Origin of the sequence: Serratia bockelmannii (assembly GCF_051803255.1) — a bacterium.
GTDB classification, from domain to species: Bacteria; Pseudomonadota; Gammaproteobacteria; order Enterobacterales; family Enterobacteriaceae; genus Serratia; species Serratia bockelmannii.
In genome coordinates this window covers 4,320,820-4,341,705 of record NZ_CP196512.1, presented here as the reverse complement: position 1 = coordinate 4,341,705, position 20,886 = coordinate 4,320,820, and the positions used below count along the sequence as shown (strand labels likewise).

Annotated in this window: 19 protein-coding genes; 15 read left to right on the top strand and 4 right to left on the bottom strand. The window is 62.8% G+C overall.

Features of this window, described 5'->3' with window-relative positions:
- Window positions 1–17: 17 nt before the first annotated feature.
- The 12 genes from ACSJLU_RS20665 to ACSJLU_RS20610 all read left to right on the top strand — a co-directional run bounded on the left by ACSJLU_RS20665 (window position 18) and on the right by ACSJLU_RS20610 (window position 12,474).
- Window positions 18–1,061 (top strand): aromatic ring-hydroxylating dioxygenase subunit alpha, encoded by a 1,044-nt coding sequence (locus ACSJLU_RS20665; protein ID WP_336843799.1) that lies wholly within the window; start codon window positions 18–20, stop codon window positions 1,059–1,061.
- On the top strand, window positions 1,058–1,813 hold the full coding sequence (locus ACSJLU_RS20660) for an SDR family oxidoreductase (protein WP_025304203.1): 756 nt from the start codon (window positions 1,058–1,060) through the stop codon (window positions 1,811–1,813). Before ACSJLU_RS20665 ends, ACSJLU_RS20660 begins: the two co-directional genes overlap by 4 nt.
- A 36-nt stretch (window positions 1,814–1,849) precedes the next feature.
- Window positions 1,850–2,644, top strand: a complete 795-nt coding sequence (locus ACSJLU_RS20655) for an IclR family transcriptional regulator (protein WP_025304202.1) — start codon at window positions 1,850–1,852, stop codon at window positions 2,642–2,644.
- A gap of 109 nt (window positions 2,645–2,753) precedes the next feature.
- The gene (locus ACSJLU_RS20650; protein WP_197759595.1) at window positions 2,754–3,695 is read left to right on the top strand and encodes a VOC family protein; all 942 of its coding nucleotides are present in this window, start codon (window positions 2,754–2,756) and stop codon (window positions 3,693–3,695) included.
- Window positions 3,692–4,903 carry an NAD(P)/FAD-dependent oxidoreductase gene (locus ACSJLU_RS20645; RefSeq protein WP_060434493.1) on the top strand — a complete coding sequence of 404 codons (1,212 nt, stop codon included), beginning with the start codon at window positions 3,692–3,694 and terminating at the stop codon, window positions 4,901–4,903. The genes ACSJLU_RS20650 and ACSJLU_RS20645 overlap by 4 nt, the downstream gene beginning before the upstream one ends.
- Before the next feature lie 23 nt (window positions 4,904–4,926).
- On the top strand, window positions 4,927–6,183 hold the full coding sequence (locus ACSJLU_RS20640; protein ID WP_049208796.1) for an MFS transporter: 1,257 nt from the start codon (window positions 4,927–4,929) through the stop codon (window positions 6,181–6,183).
- A gap of 168 nt (window positions 6,184–6,351) precedes the next feature.
- A complete protein-coding gene (locus ACSJLU_RS20635; protein WP_004937634.1) occupies window positions 6,352–6,876 on the top strand; it encodes a cupin domain-containing protein in 525 nt (174 codons plus the stop codon).
- On the top strand, window positions 6,876–7,694 hold the full coding sequence (locus tag ACSJLU_RS20630; RefSeq protein WP_046687779.1) for an alpha/beta fold hydrolase: 819 nt from the start codon (window positions 6,876–6,878) through the stop codon (window positions 7,692–7,694). The genes ACSJLU_RS20635 and ACSJLU_RS20630 overlap by 1 nt, the downstream gene beginning before the upstream one ends.
- A complete protein-coding gene (locus ACSJLU_RS20625) occupies window positions 7,691–8,485 on the top strand; it encodes an SDR family oxidoreductase (RefSeq protein WP_043141245.1) in 795 nt (264 codons plus the stop codon). Before ACSJLU_RS20630 ends, ACSJLU_RS20625 begins: the two co-directional genes overlap by 4 nt.
- A gap of 15 nt (window positions 8,486–8,500) precedes the next feature.
- Window positions 8,501–9,295, top strand: coding sequence for an aspartate dehydrogenase (locus ACSJLU_RS20620; protein ID WP_043141242.1), 795 nt, complete (start codon window positions 8,501–8,503; stop codon window positions 9,293–9,295).
- Between the two features lie 16 nt (window positions 9,296–9,311).
- The gene (locus ACSJLU_RS20615) at window positions 9,312–10,781 is read left to right on the top strand and encodes an aldehyde dehydrogenase (protein WP_025304195.1); all 1,470 of its coding nucleotides are present in this window, start codon (window positions 9,312–9,314) and stop codon (window positions 10,779–10,781) included.
- A 52-nt stretch (window positions 10,782–10,833) separates the two neighbouring features.
- Window positions 10,834–12,474: a thiamine pyrophosphate-binding protein gene (locus ACSJLU_RS20610; RefSeq protein WP_193402448.1), complete on the top strand. Its 1,641-nt coding sequence runs from the start codon at window positions 10,834–10,836 to the stop codon at window positions 12,472–12,474.
- 41 nt (window positions 12,475–12,515) lie between these two features.
- Here the strand turns inward: ACSJLU_RS20610 and ACSJLU_RS20605 are convergent, their stop codons facing one another.
- The gene (locus tag ACSJLU_RS20605) at window positions 12,516–13,268 is read right to left on the bottom strand and encodes a M48 family metallopeptidase (protein ID WP_016930039.1); all 753 of its coding nucleotides are present in this window, start codon (window positions 13,266–13,268) and stop codon (window positions 12,516–12,518) included.
- Between the two features lie 238 nt (window positions 13,269–13,506).
- On the opposite strand from ACSJLU_RS20605, the gene tkt reads away from it, so the two are divergent.
- Window positions 13,507–15,501, top strand: coding sequence for a transketolase (gene tkt / locus ACSJLU_RS20600; protein ID WP_089180484.1), 1,995 nt, complete (start codon window positions 13,507–13,509; stop codon window positions 15,499–15,501).
- A 69-nt stretch (window positions 15,502–15,570) separates the two neighbouring features.
- Here tkt and brnQ read toward each other — a convergent pair whose 3' ends face one another.
- The 3 genes from brnQ to ACSJLU_RS20585 form a co-directional block, all read right to left on the bottom strand.
- Entirely contained in the window at window positions 15,571–16,893 is a 1,323-nt protein-coding gene (gene brnQ / locus ACSJLU_RS20595; RefSeq protein ID WP_025304192.1) for a branched-chain amino acid transport system II carrier protein, read from the bottom strand.
- 213 nt (window positions 16,894–17,106) lie between these two features.
- Window positions 17,107–17,988 (bottom strand): 2OG-Fe dioxygenase family protein, encoded by an 882-nt coding sequence (locus ACSJLU_RS20590; protein ID WP_025304191.1) that lies wholly within the window; start codon window positions 17,986–17,988, stop codon window positions 17,107–17,109.
- Between the two features lie 30 nt (window positions 17,989–18,018).
- A complete protein-coding gene (locus ACSJLU_RS20585) occupies window positions 18,019–18,351 on the bottom strand; it encodes a tRNA-binding protein (RefSeq protein ID WP_025304190.1) in 333 nt (110 codons plus the stop codon).
- Window positions 18,352–18,641: 290 nt separating this feature from the next.
- On the opposite strand from ACSJLU_RS20585, the gene ACSJLU_RS20580 reads away from it, so the two are divergent.
- Together ACSJLU_RS20580 and ACSJLU_RS20575 are read left to right on the top strand one after the other, a co-directional pair.
- Window positions 18,642–19,559, top strand: coding sequence for a DMT family transporter (locus ACSJLU_RS20580; RefSeq protein ID WP_380826998.1), 918 nt, complete (start codon window positions 18,642–18,644; stop codon window positions 19,557–19,559).
- Between the two features lie 164 nt (window positions 19,560–19,723).
- A complete protein-coding gene (locus ACSJLU_RS20575) occupies window positions 19,724–20,812 on the top strand; it encodes an ABC transporter substrate-binding protein (protein ID WP_043142713.1) in 1,089 nt (362 codons plus the stop codon).
- Window positions 20,813–20,886: the final 74 nt, after the last annotated feature.

Genomic DNA, 20,886 nt, shown 5'->3' with positions numbered 1-20,886 from the left:
ACATCCGGGAGAAGACAATGACAGCAAACACAACATCCTCCGAACAGAGCCTGCAGGACTATCTTGACCAGGGATTGCGCGGCATGTGGTATCCGGTGCTGGCCAGTTGGGAAGTGGGCAACAACCCGGTCGGCATCACCCGCCTCGAGCAGCAAATCGTGGTGTGGCGCGACGGTGAAGGCCAGATCCACGCGTTGGAAGATCGCTGCCCGCACCGCGGCGCGCGGCTTTCCATGGGGTGGAACCTCGGCGATCGTATCGCCTGCTGGTATCACGGGGTGGAAGTCGGCGGCGACGGGACGGTGAAAGACGTGCCGGCGGTGGATCGCTGCCCGCTGGTGGGGCAAAAATGCCTGCGGTCTTACCCGGCCAAAGAAGCCTACGGCGCAGTGTTTCTCTATTTCGGCGTGACGGCGGATGAAGCGCCGGCGGCGCTGACTTTCCCGCAAGAGCTGGCGGACGAAGCGTCGTACAGCCACTTCCTGTGCACCGCCAGCTGGGACTGCAACTACCAGTACGCGTTGGAAAACGTGATGGATCCGATGCACGGCACCTACCTGCACTCTTCCTCACACTCGATGGCGGAAGGGGATCGCAAGGCGGATATGGGGCTGGAGCCGACCGACAGCGGGTTTATCTTCAAGAAAAACGGCCAGATCGGCGTCAACTTCGACTGGGTGGAATTCGGCAGCAGCGGCGCGTATTGGATGCGCCTGTCGATCCCGTACAAGAAGCGCTTTGGGCCGGGTGGTCACTTCTGGATCATCGGCATGGTGGTGCCGGAAGACAAGGATCACTGCCGGGTGTTCTTCTGGCGCATCCGTAAGGTCAAAGACTGGCAGCGCGACATGTGGCGCTTCATGTACCGTAATCGCCTGGAATCGTTGCATTGGGACGTGCTCGAGCAGGATCGCATCGTGCTCGAGAACATGGCGCCTAACGCCCGCGGCCGCGAATACCTGTACCAGCACGACGTCGGTCTGTCGCGCCTGCGCCGCCTGATGCAGAAAGAGGCGCAGAAACAGCTGGCGACGCTGCGCGAGCGGGAGGCGGCGCAGTGAACGGCTTGCTGGACGGCAAGCGCATCGTGGTCACCGGTGCGGCGCGCGGCCTGGGCTACAGCTTTGCCGCCGCCATCGCCGCAGCAGGCGCGCAGGTGGTGATGTGCGACATCTTGGCGGATGAGCTGGCGGCGAGCGGCGCCGCGCTGCGCGAGCAGGGCGCTCGGGTGGAAACGCAGACGATCGATCTGGCCTCACCGGATTCGATCCGCTTGGCGTTCGAGAAGATCGCCGCTGGCGGCGGGATCGACGGTCTGGTGAACAACGCGGCGCTGGCGACCGGCGTCGGCGGTAAAACCATGATGGAATACGATATCGATCTGTGGGATCGCGTGATGCAAGTCAACGTGCGCGGCACCTGGCTGGTGAGCCAGGCGGCGGTGCCGCTGCTGGCGCGCAATCCGCACGCCAAGATCGTCAACGTGGCGTCGGACACCGCGCTGTGGGGCGCGCCGCGCCTGATGGCCTATGTCGCCAGTAAAGGCGCGGTGATCGCGATGACCCGATCGATGGCGCGCGAGCTGGGCCCGCAGGGTATCTGCGTCAACGCCATCGCGCCGGGCCTGACGCGAGTGGAAGCCACTGAGTATGTGCCCGCCGAGCGCCATCAGCTGTACGAGCAGGGGCGCGCGCTGGCCGGGGCGCAGCATCCGGACGATGTGAACGGTACGGTGCTTTATCTGCTGTCGTCGCTGGCGGATTTCGTCACCGGCCAACTGCTGCCGGTCAACGGCGGCTTCGTATTCAACTGAGGCCCGCAGGGCTGGCGCACAGCGCAGGAGCGAGAGATGGCGGACGAGCAAGCATGTAAGTATCTGATCCCGGGACTGGATCGCGGGTTGCAGTTGCTGCTGGCGTTTGGCGAGCAGCATAAGGAAATGACTTTTGCCGAGTTGCATCGCCTAGTCGATATGCCGAAGGCCACCGCCTACCGCGTGGTGCAGACGCTCGAGCACCTGGGCTTTCTGGAGCGCAATCCGCGCACCAATACCTTCGCGCTGGGCATCAAGGTGCTGCGTCTCGGTTTTGAATACATCGCGTCGTTGGACGTCGCGCAGGCCGGCCAGCCGGTGATCGAGCAGTTGCGCGATCGCAGCCAGTGCAGCAGCCATCTGGCGATCCGCGACGGGCGCGACGTGATCTATATCGCCCGCGTCAGCGCCGCCGGTTCACAGATCAATCAGGTCAGCGTCGGCACCCGCTTGCCGGTGCACCAAACCTCGCTCGGCCGCATGTTGTTGACCAGCGCCACCCGCAGCGAGTTCGAACAACTCTATCCGGACGCGCAGCTGCCGGGCAACGCGCCGGGCACCCCGGCGGATCGCGAAATGCTGTGGCAGATGGTGCAGCAAGACAAGGCGCGCGGCTATGTGATCGGCGAATCGTTCTTCCGCCACGGCATCTCCTCGATCGTCTACCCGATCTTCAACCGTGAGCAGCGGGTCGAGGCGGTGGTCAGCATCATGGTGCCGTCCGATGAGATCCCGAAAGCGGATCGCGAGCGGCTGCGCATGGAAGTGCGCGATGCGGCGGAGAAAATTTCTGGCTTCCTCGGCGCGCCGCCGCAGGCCAACGTCGGCTAACCGACAGGACCGACTCTTTCACTCAGGCAGGGATAAGGCCCACAGCAAACAGGGGCCGGGGTTCACTCATGCCTGAAAACCGTATGCAGCGAGAACGTGAGGCTGAACAATGAGCGTAATCGGAATCGAAAAACTGGAATTTGGCGTCGAAGATCTGCCAACCTGCGAAAAATTCATGCAAGACTTCGGCCTGCAGCCCGCCACGCAACATTGGGGCGAACCGCAGCGCGAATTCACCACCCTGAGCGGGGCGCAGGTTGTCCTGCACCCGTTGCAAAGCGCGGCGCTGCCTGCGGCGTTTGAAGGCGGTTCTACCCTGCGCCGCATGACCTGGGGCGTGGCCTCGCCCGCCGATCTGGCGCGCCTGCAGCCGCGTTTGGCGTTGATGCCCGGCTTCCGTCAGGTGGGAGAAGAGCTGGAATGCCTCGATCCCAACGGCATGACGCTGCGCTTCGTCGTCAGCCGCCAGCAGGCGGTTGAGGTGCCGGTCACGCCGATCAACCAATGGGGCGACGTGCGCCGCATCGATCAACCCAGCCCGGTCTATTCGCAGGCGCAACCGATCAATATTGGCCACGTAGTGTTCTTCGTTGACGATCTGGCGGCGACCGAGCGTTTCTATCGCGAGCTGTTGGATTTCCAGGTTTCCGATCGCTATATCGATCGCGCCGTCTTCCTGCGCACCCAGGCGCGCGGCGGCCACCATAATCTGTTCCTGCTGAAGCTGCCTAACCGCCCACGCGGCCTGAACCATGTGGCGTTCACCGTGCGCGATATCCACGAAGTGATTGGCGGCGGCATCGCCATGAACAAAGAGCAGTGGAGCACCTTTATCGGCCCCGGCCGCCACCCGATCTCCTCGGCCTATTTCTGGTACGTCAACAGCCCGACCGGCGGCGCGTTCGAGTATTACACCAACGACGATTATCTGACGGAAAACTGGCAGCCGCGCGAGCTGGAGCATTCGCTGGTCTCCTTCACCGAATGGGCGGTAGAGGGCGGCATCGATCACGATACGCGCCGCCAGCATAAAAAGGCGCAAGCGTTATGAACCGGCCAGAACAGACGGGCATCGTCATCGTCGGCGGCGGCCAGGCCGGCGGCTGGGCGGCCAAGACGCTGCGCGACCGCGGTTACAGCGGCCGGCTGACGGTGGTCAGCGACGAGCCCTACGATTTTTACGAGCGGCCGCCGCTGTCGAAAGCGGCGCTGCTGGATGCCGCGGCTCCCCTCAGTCGGCTGTTCAGCGAACAGGCGGTGGCGGAGCTGAATATCGACTGGCGTCGCCCGCTGCGCGCCGAGTCCATCGACGCTGAACAGCAAATCGTCACGCTCAGCGACGGGCAACGGCTGCAGTTCGAGCAGCTGCTGATCGCCACCGGCGGGCGGCCGCGTGTGCCGGGCGCCGCCTGGGCGCAGCATCCGCGCGTGATGACGCTGCGTTCCTGGGACGATGCGGCCCGGTTGCGGCAGGGCCTGCAAGGTTGCCGCCGTCTGGCGATCGTCGGCGGCGGTTGGATCGGGCTGGAGATCGCCGCTTCTGCGCGTCGTCTCGGCGCCGAGGTGACGGTGTTTGAACGCCAGCCCGCGCTATGCATGCGCAGCGTCGGCGCCGATGTCTCGCAGGCGTTGCTCGAACTGCATCGCCGGCAGGGCGTTACGGTGTTGTGTGGCTGCGGCGAGATCTCGCTGGAAGATCGCGACGGCGCCGCCTGGATCGGCAGCGAAGTCAGCGATCCGCAGGCCTTCGATCTGGTGGTGGTGGGGATCGGCGTCGAGCTGAATCTCGAACTGGCGCGCAGCGCCGGGCTGGCGATCGAGTCCGGCATCGTGGTCGACGGCCAAGGGCGTACCAGCCATCCGGCGATCTTCGCCGCCGGCGACGTGGCGCGCCACCCGACGCTTGGCCTGTGCCTGCAGTCCTGGGCCTACGCGCAAAATCAGGCCATCAGCACCGCCTGCGCGATGCTCGACGCCTTTGCCGCTCCGTATGACGACGTGGCCTGGCTGTGGTCGGATCAATATGACGTCAATATCCAGATCCTCGGCGTGCCGAGCGGCGGCGTGCACCATGTGGTGCGCCGCACGCCGCAGTCGCAGGTGTTCTTCACGCTGAACGCCGATCGGCAGCTGGTGCAGATGGTGGCGTTCAACGACGCGCGCACCATCAAGCTCGGCAAGCGCTGGTTGGCGAGCGGCCGGGTGCTGGATCCGCAGCAGCTGGCGGATGCGGAGTTTTCTTTGATGGCGTTGAAATAACGCCCGAACCTCGGGAGCGTTTTATGACTACGCAAGACATTGACGCCCGCGCTGGACGGGCGGGGGAAGCCGTTGCCGAAAATCCGCAGCAACGGGTGCGCTGGTCGGTGCCGATCGCGCTGTTCGCCTGCGTGCTGCTGGCGTTTTTCGACAAGATCAGCATCGCGGCGCTGTTTTCCGACGCCGAGTTTCAGCAGGCGTTAGGGATCGGCTTTGACCCGGCGCGGCTGGGCTTGCTGATGAGCGCGTTTCTGTTCTCCTACGGCATCTCCTCGATGCTGCTCAGCGGCATCGGCGATCGGCTTAACCCGGTAAAAGTATTGATTGGCATGATGGTGGTGTGGGGCGTGCTGATGGTATTGATGGGGCTGGTGCGTTCCTATCACGCCATGATGACGCTGCGCATTCTGCTCGGCATCGCCGAAGGGCCGCTGCTGCCGATGGCCTACGCCATTATTCGTCAGGCCTTTCCGCCGCAGCTGCAGGCGCGCGCCACCATGCTGTGGCTGCTCGGCACGCCGCTCGGGGCCGCGCTCGGCTTCCCGGTCACCCTGTACATCCTCAATACCTTCGACTGGCAGACCACCTTCTTCTTTATGGCGTTTCTGACGCTGCCGGTGATGTTGCTGGTGCTGTTCGGCATGCGCCACCTGAACGTCTCGCGCCCGGCGGCGGCGGCCAAGCCGGCGGTGTCCGAACGCAAACAGCACCGCCGCGAGCTGCTGCGCAGCCCGCATTTCTGGATGATTTGCCTGTTCAATATCGCCTTCCTGACCTACCTGTGGGGCATGAACGGCTGGTTGCCGAGCTACCTGATCAAGGGCAAAGGCATTCATCTGGAGCATGCCGGTTACCTCTCTTCGCTGCCGTTCATCGCCATGCTGCTCGGCGAAGTGCTGGGCGCCTGGCTGTCGGACAAGCTGGATCGGCGCGCGCTGGCCTGCTTCCTGTCGCTGTGCGGCGCGGGCCTCGGCCTGGCGGTGGTGCTGCACCTGCAGGGCACCTACAGCGTGATTGCGGCCATGGCCTTCAGCACCTTTATGTGGGGCGCCGGCGCGCCGAATATTTTCGCGCTGTTGGCGAAGGCGACCAGCAGCAAGGTCAGCGCCACCGCCGGCGGCATTTTCAACGGACTGGGCAATTTTGCCGGCGCGCTGGCGCCGGTGCTGATGGGGGCGTTGATCGCCGCCACCGGCAATATGGATAACGGCCTGCTGTTCCTGGTGGTGATGGCGTTCGTCGGCTGCCTCATTCTGCTGCCGTTGCTGAGAAAGTACTGAATTAACAATTGCTAAGCCCAATGGATTTCATGCTGTGGCTAGGCGGCAAGTTCGTGAGTCTCCAGGAGCTTACTGCGGTAAGTGACTGGTGTGAACGAATGCAGCCAACAACGCCACAGCGTGAAAGACGAAGGGGATAACCATTTGATTCAACAGAGGAGTGACAACATGTCTCAGGTTGAGAACAAAGCCGGCGTTAAGCCGCAGGATCTGTCGATGGAAAACTGGGTAGAGTCGCGCATCGCCCGTTTCGAGGGCCGCAAATACGACTGGAACGCGCTGAAATTCCAGGCCGACTTTGACCCGAAATACCGCCGCGCGCAGATGCGCTACATCGGCACCGGCGCCACCGGCGTGGCAAGCGACGCCAACACTATTCCGGCGGGCAACTTCACCTTTTCCACCATGGTGCTGCCGTCGAAGTGCGAGGGCCCGTTGCACCTGCACGACGACGTGGAAGAAGTGTTCTTCATGCTGAAAGGCAGCATCACGCTGATGATCCAGGATGGTGAAGAGTATTACGAAACCAGGCTGAAAGAGCGCGATCTGATCTCGGTGCCGGCGGGCGTGTACCGCGGCCTGTTCAACCACGGCGAGGAAGAGGCGCTGATGTGCGTGATGCTCGGCACCGCCAAGCCGGAGATCCCAACCTATCCGGCGGATCACCCGCTGTCCAAAGTGAAGCGCAACTGATGAACGGCCTGGCGCAACGCCAACGGGCGCGCTGCGGGGCGTACACCCTGAGCTGGCGCGAGGCCGGGCAGGGGCGGCCGGTGGTGTTGCTGCACGGCATCAGCTCCGGATCCGCCTCGTGGATAAAGCAGTTTAACGACAGCGGCCTGACGGACGGTCATCGTCTGTTGGCGTGGGACGCGCCGGGCTACGGCGGCAGCCTGCCGTTGGCGGATCCGCAGGCTGACGCCGCCGGTTATGCGGCGGCGTTGGCGGCGCTGATTGATGAACTGCAGCTGGCGCAGCCGCTGATCGTTGGCCATTCGCTGGGGGCGCTGATCGGCAGCGCCTACGCCGCCGGCTATCCGGACGGGCTATGTGGGCTGGTGTTGGCGGATCCGGCGCAGGGCTATGCCGCGGCGCCGGAGGAAAAACGCCGGCAGGTGTACGGCCAGCGCCAACAGATGATGGAGACGCTGGGGCCGGTGGGCTACGGCGAGCAGCGGGCGGCGGCCTTGCTGCGCGAAGGGGCGGATCCGCAGGACATCGCCTGGGTGCGCAACGGCATGCAGCAGCTCGATCCCGACGGTTTTCTGAGTGCCGCCTGGATGCTGGCTAACGACGACATCGGCCGCTATCTGGCGCGCTATCGCGGCCCGCTGGAAGTGTGGTGCGGTGAACAGGATCGCATTACGCCGCCGGAGAAGGCGGCCGAGCTGGCGCGTGAGCAAGACGCGACGCTGCGTCTGATCGCCGCCGCCGGTCACGCCAGCTATCTCGATGCGCCGGCGTGTTTCAACCGCTATCTGCGGGATTTTACGGGAGCAATCCAACGATGAATTTTCAGCTTGAGGATCGGGTGGCGGTGGTGACCGGCGGCTCGTCGGGCATCGGTTTCGAAACTCTGAAGCTGCTGCTGGCCGAAGGGGCGAAGGTGGCGTTCTGCGGCCGCGATCCGGACAAACTGGCCGGCGCGGAGGCCAGCCTGCGCGCGGACTTCCCGCAGGCGGAGATCCTGGCGCTGCGCTGCGACGTGCTGGATGCGCAGCAGGTGGCGCAGTTCGCCGCTCAGGTGACGGCGCGTTTCGGCGGCGTGGATCTGCTGATCAACAACGCCGGTCAGGGCTTCGTCGCCCATTTTGACCAGACGCCGCGCGAGGCCTGGCTGCATGAGGCCGAGCTGAAGCTGTTCGGCGTGATCAATCCGGTGCAGGCGTTCTTACCGGCGCTGGAACGATCGGCGATCGCGTCTATCACCTGCGTGAACTCGCTGCTGGCGCTGCAGCCGGAAGAACACATGATCGCCACCTCGGCGGCGCGTGCCGCGCTGCTCAACATGACGCTGACGCTATCGAAAGAGCTGGTGGACAAAGGTATTCGCGTTAACTCGATCTTGCTGGGGATGGTGGAGTCGGGTCAGTGGCGCCGCCGTTTCGAAGAGCGCAGCGATAAAGATCAAAGTTGGGAGCAGTGGACGGCGGCGATCGCCGAACGGCGCGGCATCCCGATGAAGCGCCTGGGCAAGCCGCAGGAGCCGGCGCAGGCGCTGCTGTTCCTCGCTTCGCCGCTGGCTTCTTTTACCACCGGTGCGGCGCTGGACGTTTCCGGCGGCTTTAACCGCCATGTGTAGCAGGGGCCGAAAAAGATGAAGAAGATCATGATGATTGGCTACGGCGCGATGGCGAAGGAAGTGATCGCCCGTTTGCCGGAAGGCGTGGAGGTCGGTTGGATCCTGGCGCGCGCAGCTCATCATGCGGCGATCGCCGAGGCTTTTGGCGGGCGGGTGCAGGCGCTGGCCCATCCTGGGCAGTGTTCGCAGCAGCCGGATCTGGTGCTGGAGTGCGCCAGCCAGCAGGCAGTGGCGGAGTTTGGCGAAGCGGTGCTGCAGCGCGGCTGGCCGCTGGCGCTGATCTCGACCGGCGCGCTGGCGGACGCCGCATTGCAACAGCGGCTGCAGCAGGTTTGCCGCCGCCATCACGGGCAGCTGATCGTGCTGTCCGGCGCGGTGGCGGGGATGGACGGGCTGGCGTCGGCGCGCGAAGGCGGGCTGGAGAGCGTGACCTATCAGGCCAGTAAAAGCCCTGCCAGCTGGCGCGGCAGCCCGGCGGAACAGTTGATCGATCTCGATGCGGTGAGTGAAGCGCAGGTGTTTTTTGAAGGTTCGGCGCGTGAAGCGGCGCGTTTGTTCCCGGCTAATGCCAACGTGGCGGCCACCATTGCGCTCAACGGCCTGGGGATGGACGCCACCCGGGTACGCCTGCAGGTCGATCCCGCCACCCGACGCAATACCCATCGCCTGCAGGTGTGCGGCGATTTTGGCGAGTTTCACATCGAGCTGAGCGGCACCCCGCTGGCGAGCAATCCCAAAACATCAACCCTGGCGGCGCTGAGCGCGGTACAAGCCTGCCGCCGTCTGGTGGACGGCGGTTTTATTGCCTGAACGGCAGGAGCGGAGCATGGAACGATTGAATATTTTTGTCGCCGGACGCTGGCGCGAAGGGCGTGGCGAAGAGATGGCTTCGGTATTCCCGGCCGACGGCAGCGTCAACGCGCGGCTGCGTGCCGCTAACGTCGAGGACGTGAATGAGGCGGTAGAGGCAGCGGAACGCGCCTGGCGCGCGCCGGAGTGGCGTGGGTTGGTGCCGCACCAACGCGCCTCGATCCTCTACCGCGTCAGCAACCTGATCCTGGCGCAGCAGGAACAGCTGGCCGAGCTGCAGACCCGCGACAACGGCAAGCCGCTGGCGGAGACCCGCGGGCTGGTGGCCAGCGCAGCGGCGACCGCGCGCTACTTCGCCGCCGCCTGCGAAGTGTTGGAAGGCGAATTGCCGACCCCGCGCAGCGCCGAGGTGATGACGCTCAGCCAGTATCAGCCGATGGGGGTGATCGCCGCCATCACGCCGTGGAACTCACCGATCGCCAGTGAAATGCAGAAGGTGGCGCCGGCGCTGGCGGCGGGCAACGCGGTGGTGCTCAAACCGGCCGAAGCCACGCCGCTGATGGCGCTGAAGCTGGCCGAGCTGTTCGAACAGGCGGGCCTGCCTGCCGGGCTGCTCAGCGTGCTGCCGGGCAAAGGTTCGGTGATCGGCGAGGCGTTGGCGCGCCATCCGCGGGTGAAAAAGATCTCCTTTACCGGTGGGACCAGCACCGGGCGCCATTTGGCGCATATCGCCGCCGACAAGCTGATCCCCACCTCGTTGGAACTGGGGGGCAAATCACCGACCATCGTGCTGGAGGACGCCGATCTGGAACAGGCGGCGCGCGGTATCTGCTACGGCATTTTCAGCTCCGCCGGCCAGGCGTGCATCGCCGGATCGCGGCTGTTCGTGCATCGTTCGCTGTATCAGCCGCTGCTGGCGCGCTTGACCGAACTGACGGCGGGGCTGCGCATCGGCAACCCGCTGGTGCCGGGCGTGCATCTTGGCCCACTGATCAGCGCCAAACATCGGCAAAGCGTGGCGGACTACGTGGCGCTGGCGCGGCAGGAGGGTGGCCGGGTGATCATCGGCGGCGAAGCGCCGGCCGATCCGCAACTGGCGAGCGGTAGCTATTACCTGCCGACCATTATTGAAGGCTTGAACAATGACGCCCGCGTGTGCCAGGAGGAGATCTTCGGCCCGGTGCTGGTGGCGCTGCCGTTCGACGACGAGCAACAGCTGATCGAACAGGCCAACGACTCGGTGTACGGCCTGGCGGCCGGCATCTGGAGCCGCGATTTCCCGCGGGCGATGGCGCTGGCGGAGCGGCTGGAAACCGGCACCGTCTGGATCAACACCTACAAAACGTTCTCGATTTCTACACCGTTCGGCGGTTTCAAGGAAAGCGGGCTGGGCCGCGAAAAGGGCCTGAACGGCATCAAGGCCTACATGCAGCAGAAAAGCGTGTATCTGGCGCTGAGCCATCAGGTGAACCGCTGGAGCGACTAGGCCGACACCTCTACGCATAACCCTAATAACGACTACCCTAAGAAGGCAGATGATGAGCGATAAAATCACGGTTGGCGAGGCGATAGCCCGGACTCTGGAACAGTACGCGGTGTCGGCGATGTACGGCATCATTTCGATTCATAATCTGCCGATCGCCGATGCGGTGGGGCAGCGCGATAAAATTCGCTTCGTGCCGGCGCGCGGCGAAGCGGGTGCGGTCACCATGGCCGACGCGCACGGGCGCTTCTCCGGCCTGGGCGTGGCGTTGACCAGCACCGGCGCCGGCGCTGGCAACGCGGTGGGGGCGATGATTGAGGCGCTCAACGCCAACACGCCGCTGCTGCATATCACCGGCCAGGTGGAAAAAGCCTATCTGGACGCCGACGCCGGTTTTATTCATGAAACCCGCGATCAGCTCGGCTTCCTGCGCGCCTGCTCCAAGCGCGCTTACCGGGTCAATTCGCCGGAGCAGGCGGTGGCGGTGATCCAGCGGGCGATCCTGGATGCGCAAACCGTGCCCTGTGGCCCGGTGGCGGTCGAGATCCCGATCGATATTCAAAGTAGCCTGGTTTCCCGTTCGGTGCTGACCGAAGCGTTGGCGCCGGCGCCGCTGCCGAAGGCGGACGATGCGGCGGTGGAGCGGCTGCATCAGCGGCTGAAACAGGCCAAGCGTCCGCTGCTGTGGTTAGGCGGTGGCGCCTTGGCCTGCGGCGACGCGGTGCGCAAGCTGGCGGACGCCGGCGTGGCGGTGATCTCCAGCACCCACGGGCGCGGCATTCTACCGGACAGCCATCCGCGCAGCCTGCGGGCGTTCCACAACTCGCCGAGCATCGAGGCGATCCTGACGCAGTGCGACCTGACGCTGGTGGCCGGTTCACGGCTGCGCAGCAATGAAACCCGCACCTGGACGCTGCCGCTGCCGCGCCCGCTGGTGCAGATTGACATCGATCCGGCGGCGGCCAACCGCAACTATCTGGCCGATGAGCAGATCAACGGCGACTGTGCGGCGTTGCTGGCCGCGCTGGCGGCGCGACTGGCCCCCGGCGAGAAGGTTAACGCCGAGTGGGATGCCGAGATCGCGGGGGCGGTGCAGCAGGCGGAGAGCGCGTTGCGTCAACAGTCCGGCGAATACGCCAAACTCAACGACGCCATCGACGCCGCGTTGCCGCAGGACGGATTGCTGGTGCGCGATATCACCGTTTCCGGCAGCGTCTGGGGCAGCCGTTTGTTCCGCGCGATCTCGCCGCTGTGCAACATTCACTCGCTGGCCGGTGCTATCGGCATGGGGCTGCCGATGGCGATCGGCACCGCGATCGCCAACCCGCAGCGCAAGGTGGTGGGGCTGGTGGGCGATGGCGGTCTGGCGCTGGGCCTGGGGGAACTGGCGACCATGGCGCAGGAACAGGTGAACATCACCCTGCTGATCATGAACGACGGCGGTTATGGCGTGATGCGCGGCATTCAGGACAAGTATTTCGCCGGGCGCCAGTATTACAACGAGCTGCATACGCCGGCCTTTACTCAAATAGCCGAAGCGATGGGGCTGAAAGCCTGGAAGGTCGAGGCGGCGGCGCAGTTCAACGGCGTGCTGGCCGAGGCGATCAACTACCCGGGGCCGTCGGTGGTCGAGGTGGACATGAAGCAGGTCGGGCCGCTGACCTTCGCCGGGCCGCCGCAGAAAACCCTGTATTGAGACGATAAAAAACGCCCGGCGGTTGCCGGGCGTTCTCGTTGTTACTTCTCTGCCGCGATGCGATCGCGAATGTGCTGCGCGCGCGCTTGGGAAGACGGGTGATCGTCGAACATGCTGCTCTGACGGCCGGCTTCCATTTGGGCCAATTTTTCGAAGCTGGTGGCCAGGCCGTTCGGATCGATGCCGCGCTTTTTCAGCAGATCGAACGAGTAATCATCCGCTTCGCTCTCCTGCTTCTGCGAGAACTGGGCGCTGACCAGTTTCTCGCCGATGTCCGCCAGCTGCGACTGCGACAGCGAGCCGATGACGCCGCCGGCGGAGGACGCCGCGGTGCGCAGCGCCACGGTGCCGTAAGCCACCTGCATCGCTTTACGGGTGTGGCCCAGCGCCACGTGGCCCATTTCGTGGCCCAGCACGCCTTCCACTTCGTTGTCGTTCATCATGTCCATCAGGCCGCTGTAGACGCGGATACAGCCGTTGGCCATCGCCCAGGCGTTGACGTCTTTGGTCACGTAGACCTTGTAGTTGGCCGGGGTGCCGTTGATGTTGTCGCCCAGCGCCGCAGCGATTTTGTTGAGACGCTTGGCGTAGGTGCTGCCGGCCGGCGCGATTTGTGCCTTGCTGTCCATCTCGGCGCAGGATTTATCACTCAGGGCCTTAACGTCGTCGTTGCTCAGGGTCGCCGCCTGGAACGCCTGCGCGCCGGACTGCATCAAGGTTTCGGTATTCAGGTTTTGACAGCCGGTTGCCAAGGTGGCAATGCCCAACGCAATCAAAGAGGTACGGATCTTCATAACGCCATCTTCCTGTGAAGGTAACAAGGTAAAAGAGTCATTTTGCTTTGAGGAAATCTTGTCGCAAGAGCCTAGTGTACGCCAGCTAAGGCGAGAATAGTGTTATTCCGAAAAAGCGTCCAATCGTGCTAATAAGTGGTGAACTCGCTCTCATTTGGCATTAGGGATTGCCGTTGTGATGTGGAGTCTGAGAAAATAGGGAACTTGACTGCTTTTTTTATCCGACCTGGAGTAAAACATGTCCTCTCGTAAAGAGCTTGCCAACGCCATCCGCGCACTCAGCATGGACGCCGTACAAAAAGCAAATTCCGGCCACCCGGGGGCCCCTATGGGCATGGCGGACATCGCCGAAGTCCTGTGGCGTGACTACCTCAACCACAACCCGACTAACCCGCACTGGGCTGACCGCGACCGTTTCGTGCTCTCCAACGGCCACGGCTCCATGTTGATTTACAGCCTCCTGCACCTCACCGGCTACGACCTGCCGATGCGCGAGCTGGAGAACTTCCGTCAGCTGCATTCCAAAACCCCGGGGCACCCGGAGTACGGCTACACCCCAGGCGTTGAGACCACCACCGGCCCGCTGGGCCAGGGTATCGCCAACGCCGTCGGCTTCGCCATCGCCGAACGCACCCTGGCGGCGCAGTTCAACCGCCCTGGCCACGACATCGTCGACCACCACACCTACGCCTTCATGGGCGACGGCTGCATGATGGAAGGTATCTCGCACGAAGTCTGCTCCCTGGCCGGCACCCTCAAGCTCGGCAAGCTGACCGCCTTCTACGATGACAACGGCATCTCCATCGACGGCCACGTCGACGGCTGGTTCACCGACGACACCGCCCTGCGTTTCGAAGCCTACGGCTGGCACGTGGTGCGCAACGTCGACGGCCACAACCCGGACGCCATCAAGGCCGCGATTGAAGAAGCCCGCAAGGTGACCGACAAGCCGTCGCTGCTGATGTGCAAGACCGTTATCGGCTTCGGTTCGCCGAACAAGGCCGGCACCCATGACGTGCACGGCGCCGCGCTGGGCGCCGCCGAAGTGGCCGCCACCCGCGAAGCGCTGGGCTGGAAATACGCCGCCTTTGAAATCCCGCAGGACATCTACGCCCAGTGGGACGCCAAGGAAGCCGGTCAGGCCAAAGAAGCGGCCTGGAACGACAAGTTCGCCGCCTACGCCAAGGCCTTCCCGGAACTGGCTGCCGAGTTCAAGCGCCGCATGAACGGCGAGCTGCCGGCCGACTGGAAAGCCGACGCCAAAGCGTTCGTGGAAAAACTGCAGGCCAACCCGGCCAACATCGCCAGCCGCAAGGCGTCGCAGAACGCGCTGGAAGCGTTCGGCAAGGTGCTGCCGGAGTTCCTGGGCGGCTCCGCCGACCTGGCGCCGAGCAACCTGACCATGTGGTCCGGCTCGAAAGCGCTGAACGTTGACCCGGCGGGCAACTACATTCATTACGGCGTGCGCGAGTTCGGTATGACCGCCATCACCAACGGCATCGCGCTGCACGGCGGCTTCCTGCCGTACTCGGCGACCTTCCTGATGTTCGTGGAATACGCCCGCAACGCGGTGCGCATGGCGGCGCTGATGAAGCTGCGCAACGTGTTCGTCTACACCCACGACTCCATCGGTCTGGGCGAAGACGGCCCGACCCACCAGCCGGTGGAGCAGCTGGCGAGCCTGCGCGTGACCCCGAACATGAGCACCTGGCGCCCGTGTGACCAGGTGGAATCGGCGGTGGCGTGGCAGTACGGTATCGAGCGCAACGACGGCCCGACCACCCTGGTGTTCTCGCGCCAGAACCTGACCCAGCAGCCGCGCAGCGCAGAGCAGCTGGCGAACGTGTACCGCGGCGGCTACGTGCTGAAAGACTGCGCGGGCACGCCGGACGTCATCCTGATTGCCACCGGCTCCGAAGTGGGTATCACGGTGGAGGCGGCGGACACGCTGACCGCAGCGGGCCGCAAGGTGCGCGTGGTGTCGATGCCGTCGACCGACGCGTTCGACAAGCAGGATGCGGCGTACCGCGAGTCGGTGCTGCCGGCGGCGGTAACGGCGCGCGTGGCGGTGGAAGCGGGTATCGCGGACTACTGGTACAAGTACGTGGGCCTGAACGGCGCCATCGTGGGCATGACCACCTTCGGTGAGTCGGCGCCGGCGGAGCAGCTGTTCGCCGAGTTCGGCTTCACCGTGGACAACGTGGTGGCCAAGGCGCAGGCGCTGCTGAAGTAAGCGGCCGGGCGCAAGCCGATAAAAAAGCCGGTCATTATGACCGGCTTTTTTTATGGGCGGAAACCGCGTTTACGACGCGGTCTTGATGCTTTCGGCGCTGCGCAACCGGTCGTAAGCCGCCGCCAGCAACAGCACCAGCAGCGTAGGCTGCAGCCAGACCAGACCCTGTTCGGCCAGCGGCAGCTTATCGAACCAGACGGGCAGCAGGCTGCTGAAGCTGGAGGCTTTCAGGCCGTCGGCGAGGCCAAACACCAGGCTGGTAGCGATCACCGGCGCGAAGACGCGCTTGGCGCTGCGCCAGCGGTTCTGGCTGAAGCTGAGCAATACCAGCGCGATGCAGGGCGGGTAGATCGCCGTCAGCACCGGCAGCGAGACGCGGATCAGATTGGCCAGCCCCATGTTGGAAACCAGCATGGCGAAGAGGGCGAGGATAACCACCAGCGTGCGGTAAGAGAGCGGCAGGTAGCGGGAGAAGAAGTCCGCGCAGGCGCAGGTCATGCCGACCGCCGTCACCAGGCAAGCGATGAACATCAGCACCGCCATAAAGACGCTGCCCAGATCGCCGAAGGTGTGCTGCACATAGGCGTGCAGGATTGCCGCGCCATCCTGAGCATCGTTCCCGACCAGGCTGCCGCTGCCGGCGCCGAGCTTGAACATGCAGATATAGACCAGCGTCAGGCCGACGCCGGCGATCAGGCTGGCCCAGAGGGTGTAGCGCAGCAGCAGGCCGCTGTCGCTGACGCCGCGCGAGCGGGCGGCGGTGACGATAATCGAGCCGAACATCAACGCCGACAGCGTGTCCATGGTTTGATAACCCTGAACGAAGCCGGTGGAAAACGCCGCGGCCTGATAGCTGCCGACGGCGGAGACCGGCGCACCGGCGGGCCAGACCAGGGCGGCGATGCCGAGCGCGGCCAGCGCCAGAATTTTCAGCGGCGCCAGAATATGGCCGACGTTGTCGAGCAAGCGGCCGGGATACAGCGACACGACCATCGCCAGGGTAAAGAACAGCAGGCTGTAGATGAACTGCGGCAGGGCGCCGTCGCCGGTGAAGGGCGCGATGCCGAGGGCGAAAGAAACATTGGCGGTTCGCGGGGTGGCGAACAGCGGGCCGAGCGCCAGATAGCAGACGGTCGCTAACAGCAGGCCGGCTGTGCGGCCGATGGGGCCAGTCAGCAGGCTGATGCTGCCGCCGACGCGCGCCAGCGCGATCACGGCAATCACCGGCAGGGCGACGGCGGTCACCATAAAACCGAGGGCGGCCGGCCACAGATGCTCACCGGACTGCAGCCCCACTAGCGGGGGGAAAATGATGTTGCCGGCGCCGACAAACAGGGCGAAGGTCATAAAGCCCAGGGCGATAATGTCTTTCGGGGATAAACTCTTGGTCATAACGGTATGGCACTGCCTGTATTCATGAAATAAACGGCCTGGCTGCGGAATGAAGCACTGCAGGAGGAGGCGCGTGGGGCAGCGTAAGCCCGCAAAAATTTTCGTCCGGCAGGATATAATAATTCGGCGACAAAAACCTGATTAATCCAGCGCTGTTTACCCCGGCGTGAACCGGCCGCACAGAGGGATCCTGGCGGCCGGCCCGGCAGCGCGTTAGCTCGCGCGCGCCACCATGTCTATCGACAGCGGGATTTCGATATGCGGTTTAAAAGAGTCATACGCGAAGGAGACGTGGCCGTCTTCGACCGGTTTACGGGTGAAAAAGATCAGCATATCACGGGTCGAATGCCGGCGTTTGTCCTGCGCTTCCACCGGTGAGAGGCTGTGTTTGCGCTCATGGTCGACAATCAGCAGGGTATCGAGGAAATGCCGATGCTGTATTTCGCCCAAAATCCATTCCGGCCGGGCGCGATCGAATTTGATCCCGCTGGTTTCGCGCATATCGTGAATAAAGGTCTTGGCGCTGTCGTCGGTCATGTTGTCGCAGCCGAGGAAGGTCGTCATGGTGTGGTCGACGCCGTCGCTGTGTACGCCTTCCAGCGCCGGTTCGCCCAACATCTGCGGCGTGGTGACGGTGCGCAGGTTGAACACCGTGCAGACGAATTTGTTGATCTCCTGATTAAGCCGGGGGCGCGGCGTCACGCTCACGCCATCGATCACGTAGGCTTTGAATTTCATCAGTGCCTGAAATGCCGTATTCAACTGCAGATCGTCGTTGATGCCGCGGAAATGGCGCACCTTTCCCGAATCGTAGCGGATGAAGTCTTCCTCGACCGAGAGCACGAAAGGCTGGAACTCCAGCCGCTCAATCTGGGCGCGATCGAAGTCGAAGCAGAAGCGGCCGTTTCTGGACTTGCGGAAAGGCAGTGTGGGATCGTCCGCCAGATTGGCGCTGACCTGCTGCAGCCTGGCGAAATCTTCCGGCCGCGCGCCCAGCGCCAGCAGGATCGCTTGCATGGTGGCGCCGGGGATAAAGGCTGAACGGTGTTCCTGGTACGCCTTCTTAACTTCATCAAGCAGGGATAACTGTCGCATTTCTCGGTGGCCTCACGAATGATGTGGCGATTATAAAATCTTGCTGCCGATCTCCACGTCGACATCGGGTTTCAGCAAGACAGTGCCTTGATCCCGGGTGACCGCGGCAAGTACCAGCACTTCAGATTTAAATCCGGCAACCCGCCTGGCGGGGAAATTAACGACGGAGATGACTTTTTTTCCAAGCAGATCATCTTCCTGATAGTTTTCGCATAATTGCGCCGAGCTGTTTTTAATGCCAATTTCTTCGCCGAAATCAATGCGCAGCTTATAGGCGGGTTTTAATGCCTTGTCGTTATATTCCACGGAAATAATTTCGCCAATACGCATATCCAGTTTCATAAAATCAGTGATTTCGGCCATGAGTCAGTCCAGTTAATTAAGTGGCTTCAGGAAGGCTAGCAAAGGGGAATTATTCCGACAATGCCGCCAGGAGGGGAATAGTTATACCGGATGTAGCAATTAATTTACATTATCGTAACGTGGTGGAATTAATTATAAGCTTGGTGAATTATATAAGATTGAAACTTCATTATTTCCCGCAATTATGTTCACCACGCCTGCTTGGTGCCAGCGTCGATACTGTTAAGCCCGTGTTAAATTGGTTAGTATGCTCTGCATTAATTCATCAACGGCATTTTTTAGGTAGTGATATGGAAATAACCCAGCGCGAAAAACGCGATCGGCGAAAGGCATTGATTGCGCCGTTTTTCCTGATATTAATTTGGTCGACCGGTTTTATTGCCGCGCGGGCGGTGGCGGATCATGCCGATCCCAACCTTTTCCTGACCTTTCGCTTTTTGATCGCCGCGGCAGTATTCGCTCTGCTGGCGCTGCATTGCGCCTGGCCCAAGGGGCGACAGTTCGTAATGCACCTGCTGACCGGCATGTTGATGAACGGTGTTTACCTTGCCGCAAGCTGGTGGGCGGTGGCGAACGGCCTGGCAGCCGGAGTGATGTCGCTGATCGGCGGATTGCAGCCGCTGTTTACCGCGCTGATTTTCGCGCTGGTGCTGCGTAAGCCGATCGGGTTACGTTCCTGGGCCGGGCTGGCGGTCGGTTTTATCGGCGTTGCGCTGGTGCTCTCCCCGCGGCTGACCGGCATCGACGTCGGCAATATGGCGCTGCTGCCGATCCTGATGGGGTTTGGCAGCATCGTTGCGCTGACGATAGGCATCATGGTGCAGAAGTCTTCGCTGGCAGCGGCCGATCTGCGGGCGGCAGGCGCCATTCAGCACCTCGGCGCGGCGATCGTGACCGGCGTACTGGCGGCCGTAATGGGCTCAGGCGCCTGGGACAATTCGCCAACGCTGTGGTTCTCGCTGCTGTGGTCGGCCGGCGTGTTGTCGCTGGGCGGCACCGCGCTGTTCATTTGGATGGTGCGCAACGGCGATTTGACTCGCATTACCGCGCTGATGCTGCTGGTGCCGCCGGCGGCGGCGCTGCAGGCTTACGCGCTGTTTGGTGAGGCGTTGTCGCTGGTGCAGCTGGCGGGATTTGTTCTGACGCTGCTGGGGGTTGCCATCGTACAGCGAATTCGCCTGCTGCGGCGCTCTCACCTGGCCGAATAGTCTGCGATAGGAAGTGCTGTAAAGCCCGTGCTGCCGGGCTTTTTATTGGCTGAAAAACGTCCAACCTCACAAAACCGAAAGATAACAAGCAACGCCGTTGCCTCGTCATAAATATTAACTGTATGTTAATTTTTGGTTTATTAAATGTGATCAGGGGATGGATGATGATGAAAAAAATCAGCGCGACCGTAGCTGCTATCACCTTACTGGGCTCCGTTTCCGCCTATGCGGCCTTCCCGGCGGGCTACCCTGCCGACTATCAGAAACTGGTCGACGGCGCGAAGAAAGAAGGCAAGGTGGTGATTTATTCAACCACCGACACCAAGGCGGCGGCGCCGCTGATCCAGGGGTTCGAGGCGTTGTATCCGGGCATCAAGGTCGAATACAACGACATGAACAGCACCGAACTGTATAACCGCTTTATCAGCGAGCAGGCGGCCGGCGGCACCAGCGGCGACCTGGTGTGGAGTTCGTCGATGGACACCATTTTGAAACTGGCGGGCGATTACGCGCAGGAGTATGCCTCTCCGGAGCGGGCTCAGCTGCCAAAATGGGCGGTATGGCAAGATAAAGTGTATGGCACCACCTATGAGCCGGTGGTGTTTATCTATAACAAACGGCTGATCCCGCAGGGCGATGTGCCGGATTCACACGCGGCGCTGGCTAAACTGATCGCCGGCCAGACGGACAAATTCAAGAAGAAAGTCACCACCTACGACATCGAAAAATCCGGCGTCGGCTTCATGCTGTCGGTGCAGGACTTCAAGGCCGATCCTAACTACTTCAAAACGCTGGCCGACGTGGCCAAGGGCGGGCTGGCGGTGCAATCTTCCACCGGCACCATGATGGAGCGCGTCTCCTCCGGTGAAAACCTGATCGGCTTCAATATCCTCGGTTCATACGCCGAGGCCCGCGCCAAGAGCGATCCGTCGCTCGGCATCGTCTATCCGAAAGACTATACCCTGGTGCTGTCGCGCGTGAGCTTCATCAGCAAAGAGGCCGGCAACCCTAATGCCGCCAAGCTGTGGTTCGACTACGTGCTGTCGGAGAAAGGGCAAAATATTCTCGCCAATCAGGCGGATATCCCCTCGATCCGCAACGACATCGAAGGCAAGAACGACATCGATGGCATGACCAAGCTGTTGGGTAACGCGCTCAAGCCGATCCCGGTCGATGACAGCCTGCTGGAATATCTGCAGCCGGCCAAGCGTCTCGACTACATCAAACAATGGCGCGCCGCCGCGGCGAAATAACAGGGACTGCATTCGGACGCGCGCCTGTCGCACGGGCACGGGCGCGCGCCCTTTGGTCGTCGTTTACAACCATA

What these genes read in the sequence shown, in the direction of transcription:
- ACSJLU_RS20665 (WP_336843799.1), top strand. Translation starts at nt 18, where the DNA reads ATGACAGCAAACACAACATCCTCCGAACAGAGCCTGCAGGACTATCTT.
- ACSJLU_RS20655 (WP_025304202.1), top strand. Translation starts at nt 1,850, where the DNA reads ATGGCGGACGAGCAAGCATGTAAGTATCTGATCCCGGGACTGGATCGC.
- ACSJLU_RS20650 (WP_197759595.1), top strand. Translation starts at nt 2,754, where the DNA reads ATGAGCGTAATCGGAATCGAAAAACTGGAATTTGGCGTCGAAGATCTG.
- ACSJLU_RS20645 (WP_060434493.1), top strand. Translation starts at nt 3,692, where the DNA reads ATGAACCGGCCAGAACAGACGGGCATCGTCATCGTCGGCGGCGGCCAG.
- ACSJLU_RS20640 (WP_049208796.1), top strand. Translation starts at nt 4,927, where the DNA reads ATGACTACGCAAGACATTGACGCCCGCGCTGGACGGGCGGGGGAAGCC.
- ACSJLU_RS20635 (WP_004937634.1), top strand. Translation starts at nt 6,352, where the DNA reads ATGTCTCAGGTTGAGAACAAAGCCGGCGTTAAGCCGCAGGATCTGTCG.
- ACSJLU_RS20630 (WP_046687779.1), top strand. Translation starts at nt 6,876, where the DNA reads ATGAACGGCCTGGCGCAACGCCAACGGGCGCGCTGCGGGGCGTACACC.
- ACSJLU_RS20625 (WP_043141245.1), top strand. Translation starts at nt 7,691, where the DNA reads ATGAATTTTCAGCTTGAGGATCGGGTGGCGGTGGTGACCGGCGGCTCG.
- ACSJLU_RS20620 (WP_043141242.1), top strand. Translation starts at nt 8,501, where the DNA reads ATGAAGAAGATCATGATGATTGGCTACGGCGCGATGGCGAAGGAAGTG.
- ACSJLU_RS20615 (WP_025304195.1), top strand. Translation starts at nt 9,312, where the DNA reads ATGGAACGATTGAATATTTTTGTCGCCGGACGCTGGCGCGAAGGGCGT.
- ACSJLU_RS20610 (WP_193402448.1), top strand. Translation starts at nt 10,834, where the DNA reads ATGAGCGATAAAATCACGGTTGGCGAGGCGATAGCCCGGACTCTGGAA.
- ACSJLU_RS20605 (WP_016930039.1), bottom strand. Translation starts at nt 13,268, where the DNA reads ATGAAGATCCGTACCTCTTTGATTGCGTTGGGCATTGCCACCTTGGCA.
- tkt (WP_089180484.1), top strand. Translation starts at nt 13,507, where the DNA reads ATGTCCTCTCGTAAAGAGCTTGCCAACGCCATCCGCGCACTCAGCATG.
- brnQ (WP_025304192.1), bottom strand. Translation starts at nt 16,893, where the DNA reads ATGACCAAGAGTTTATCCCCGAAAGACATTATCGCCCTGGGCTTTATG.
- ACSJLU_RS20590 (WP_025304191.1), bottom strand. Translation starts at nt 17,988, where the DNA reads ATGCGACAGTTATCCCTGCTTGATGAAGTTAAGAAGGCGTACCAGGAA.
- ACSJLU_RS20585 (WP_025304190.1), bottom strand. Translation starts at nt 18,351, where the DNA reads ATGGCCGAAATCACTGATTTTATGAAACTGGATATGCGTATTGGCGAA.
- ACSJLU_RS20580 (WP_380826998.1), top strand. Translation starts at nt 18,642, where the DNA reads ATGGAAATAACCCAGCGCGAAAAACGCGATCGGCGAAAGGCATTGATT.
- ACSJLU_RS20575 (WP_043142713.1), top strand. Translation starts at nt 19,724, where the DNA reads ATGATGAAAAAAATCAGCGCGACCGTAGCTGCTATCACCTTACTGGGC.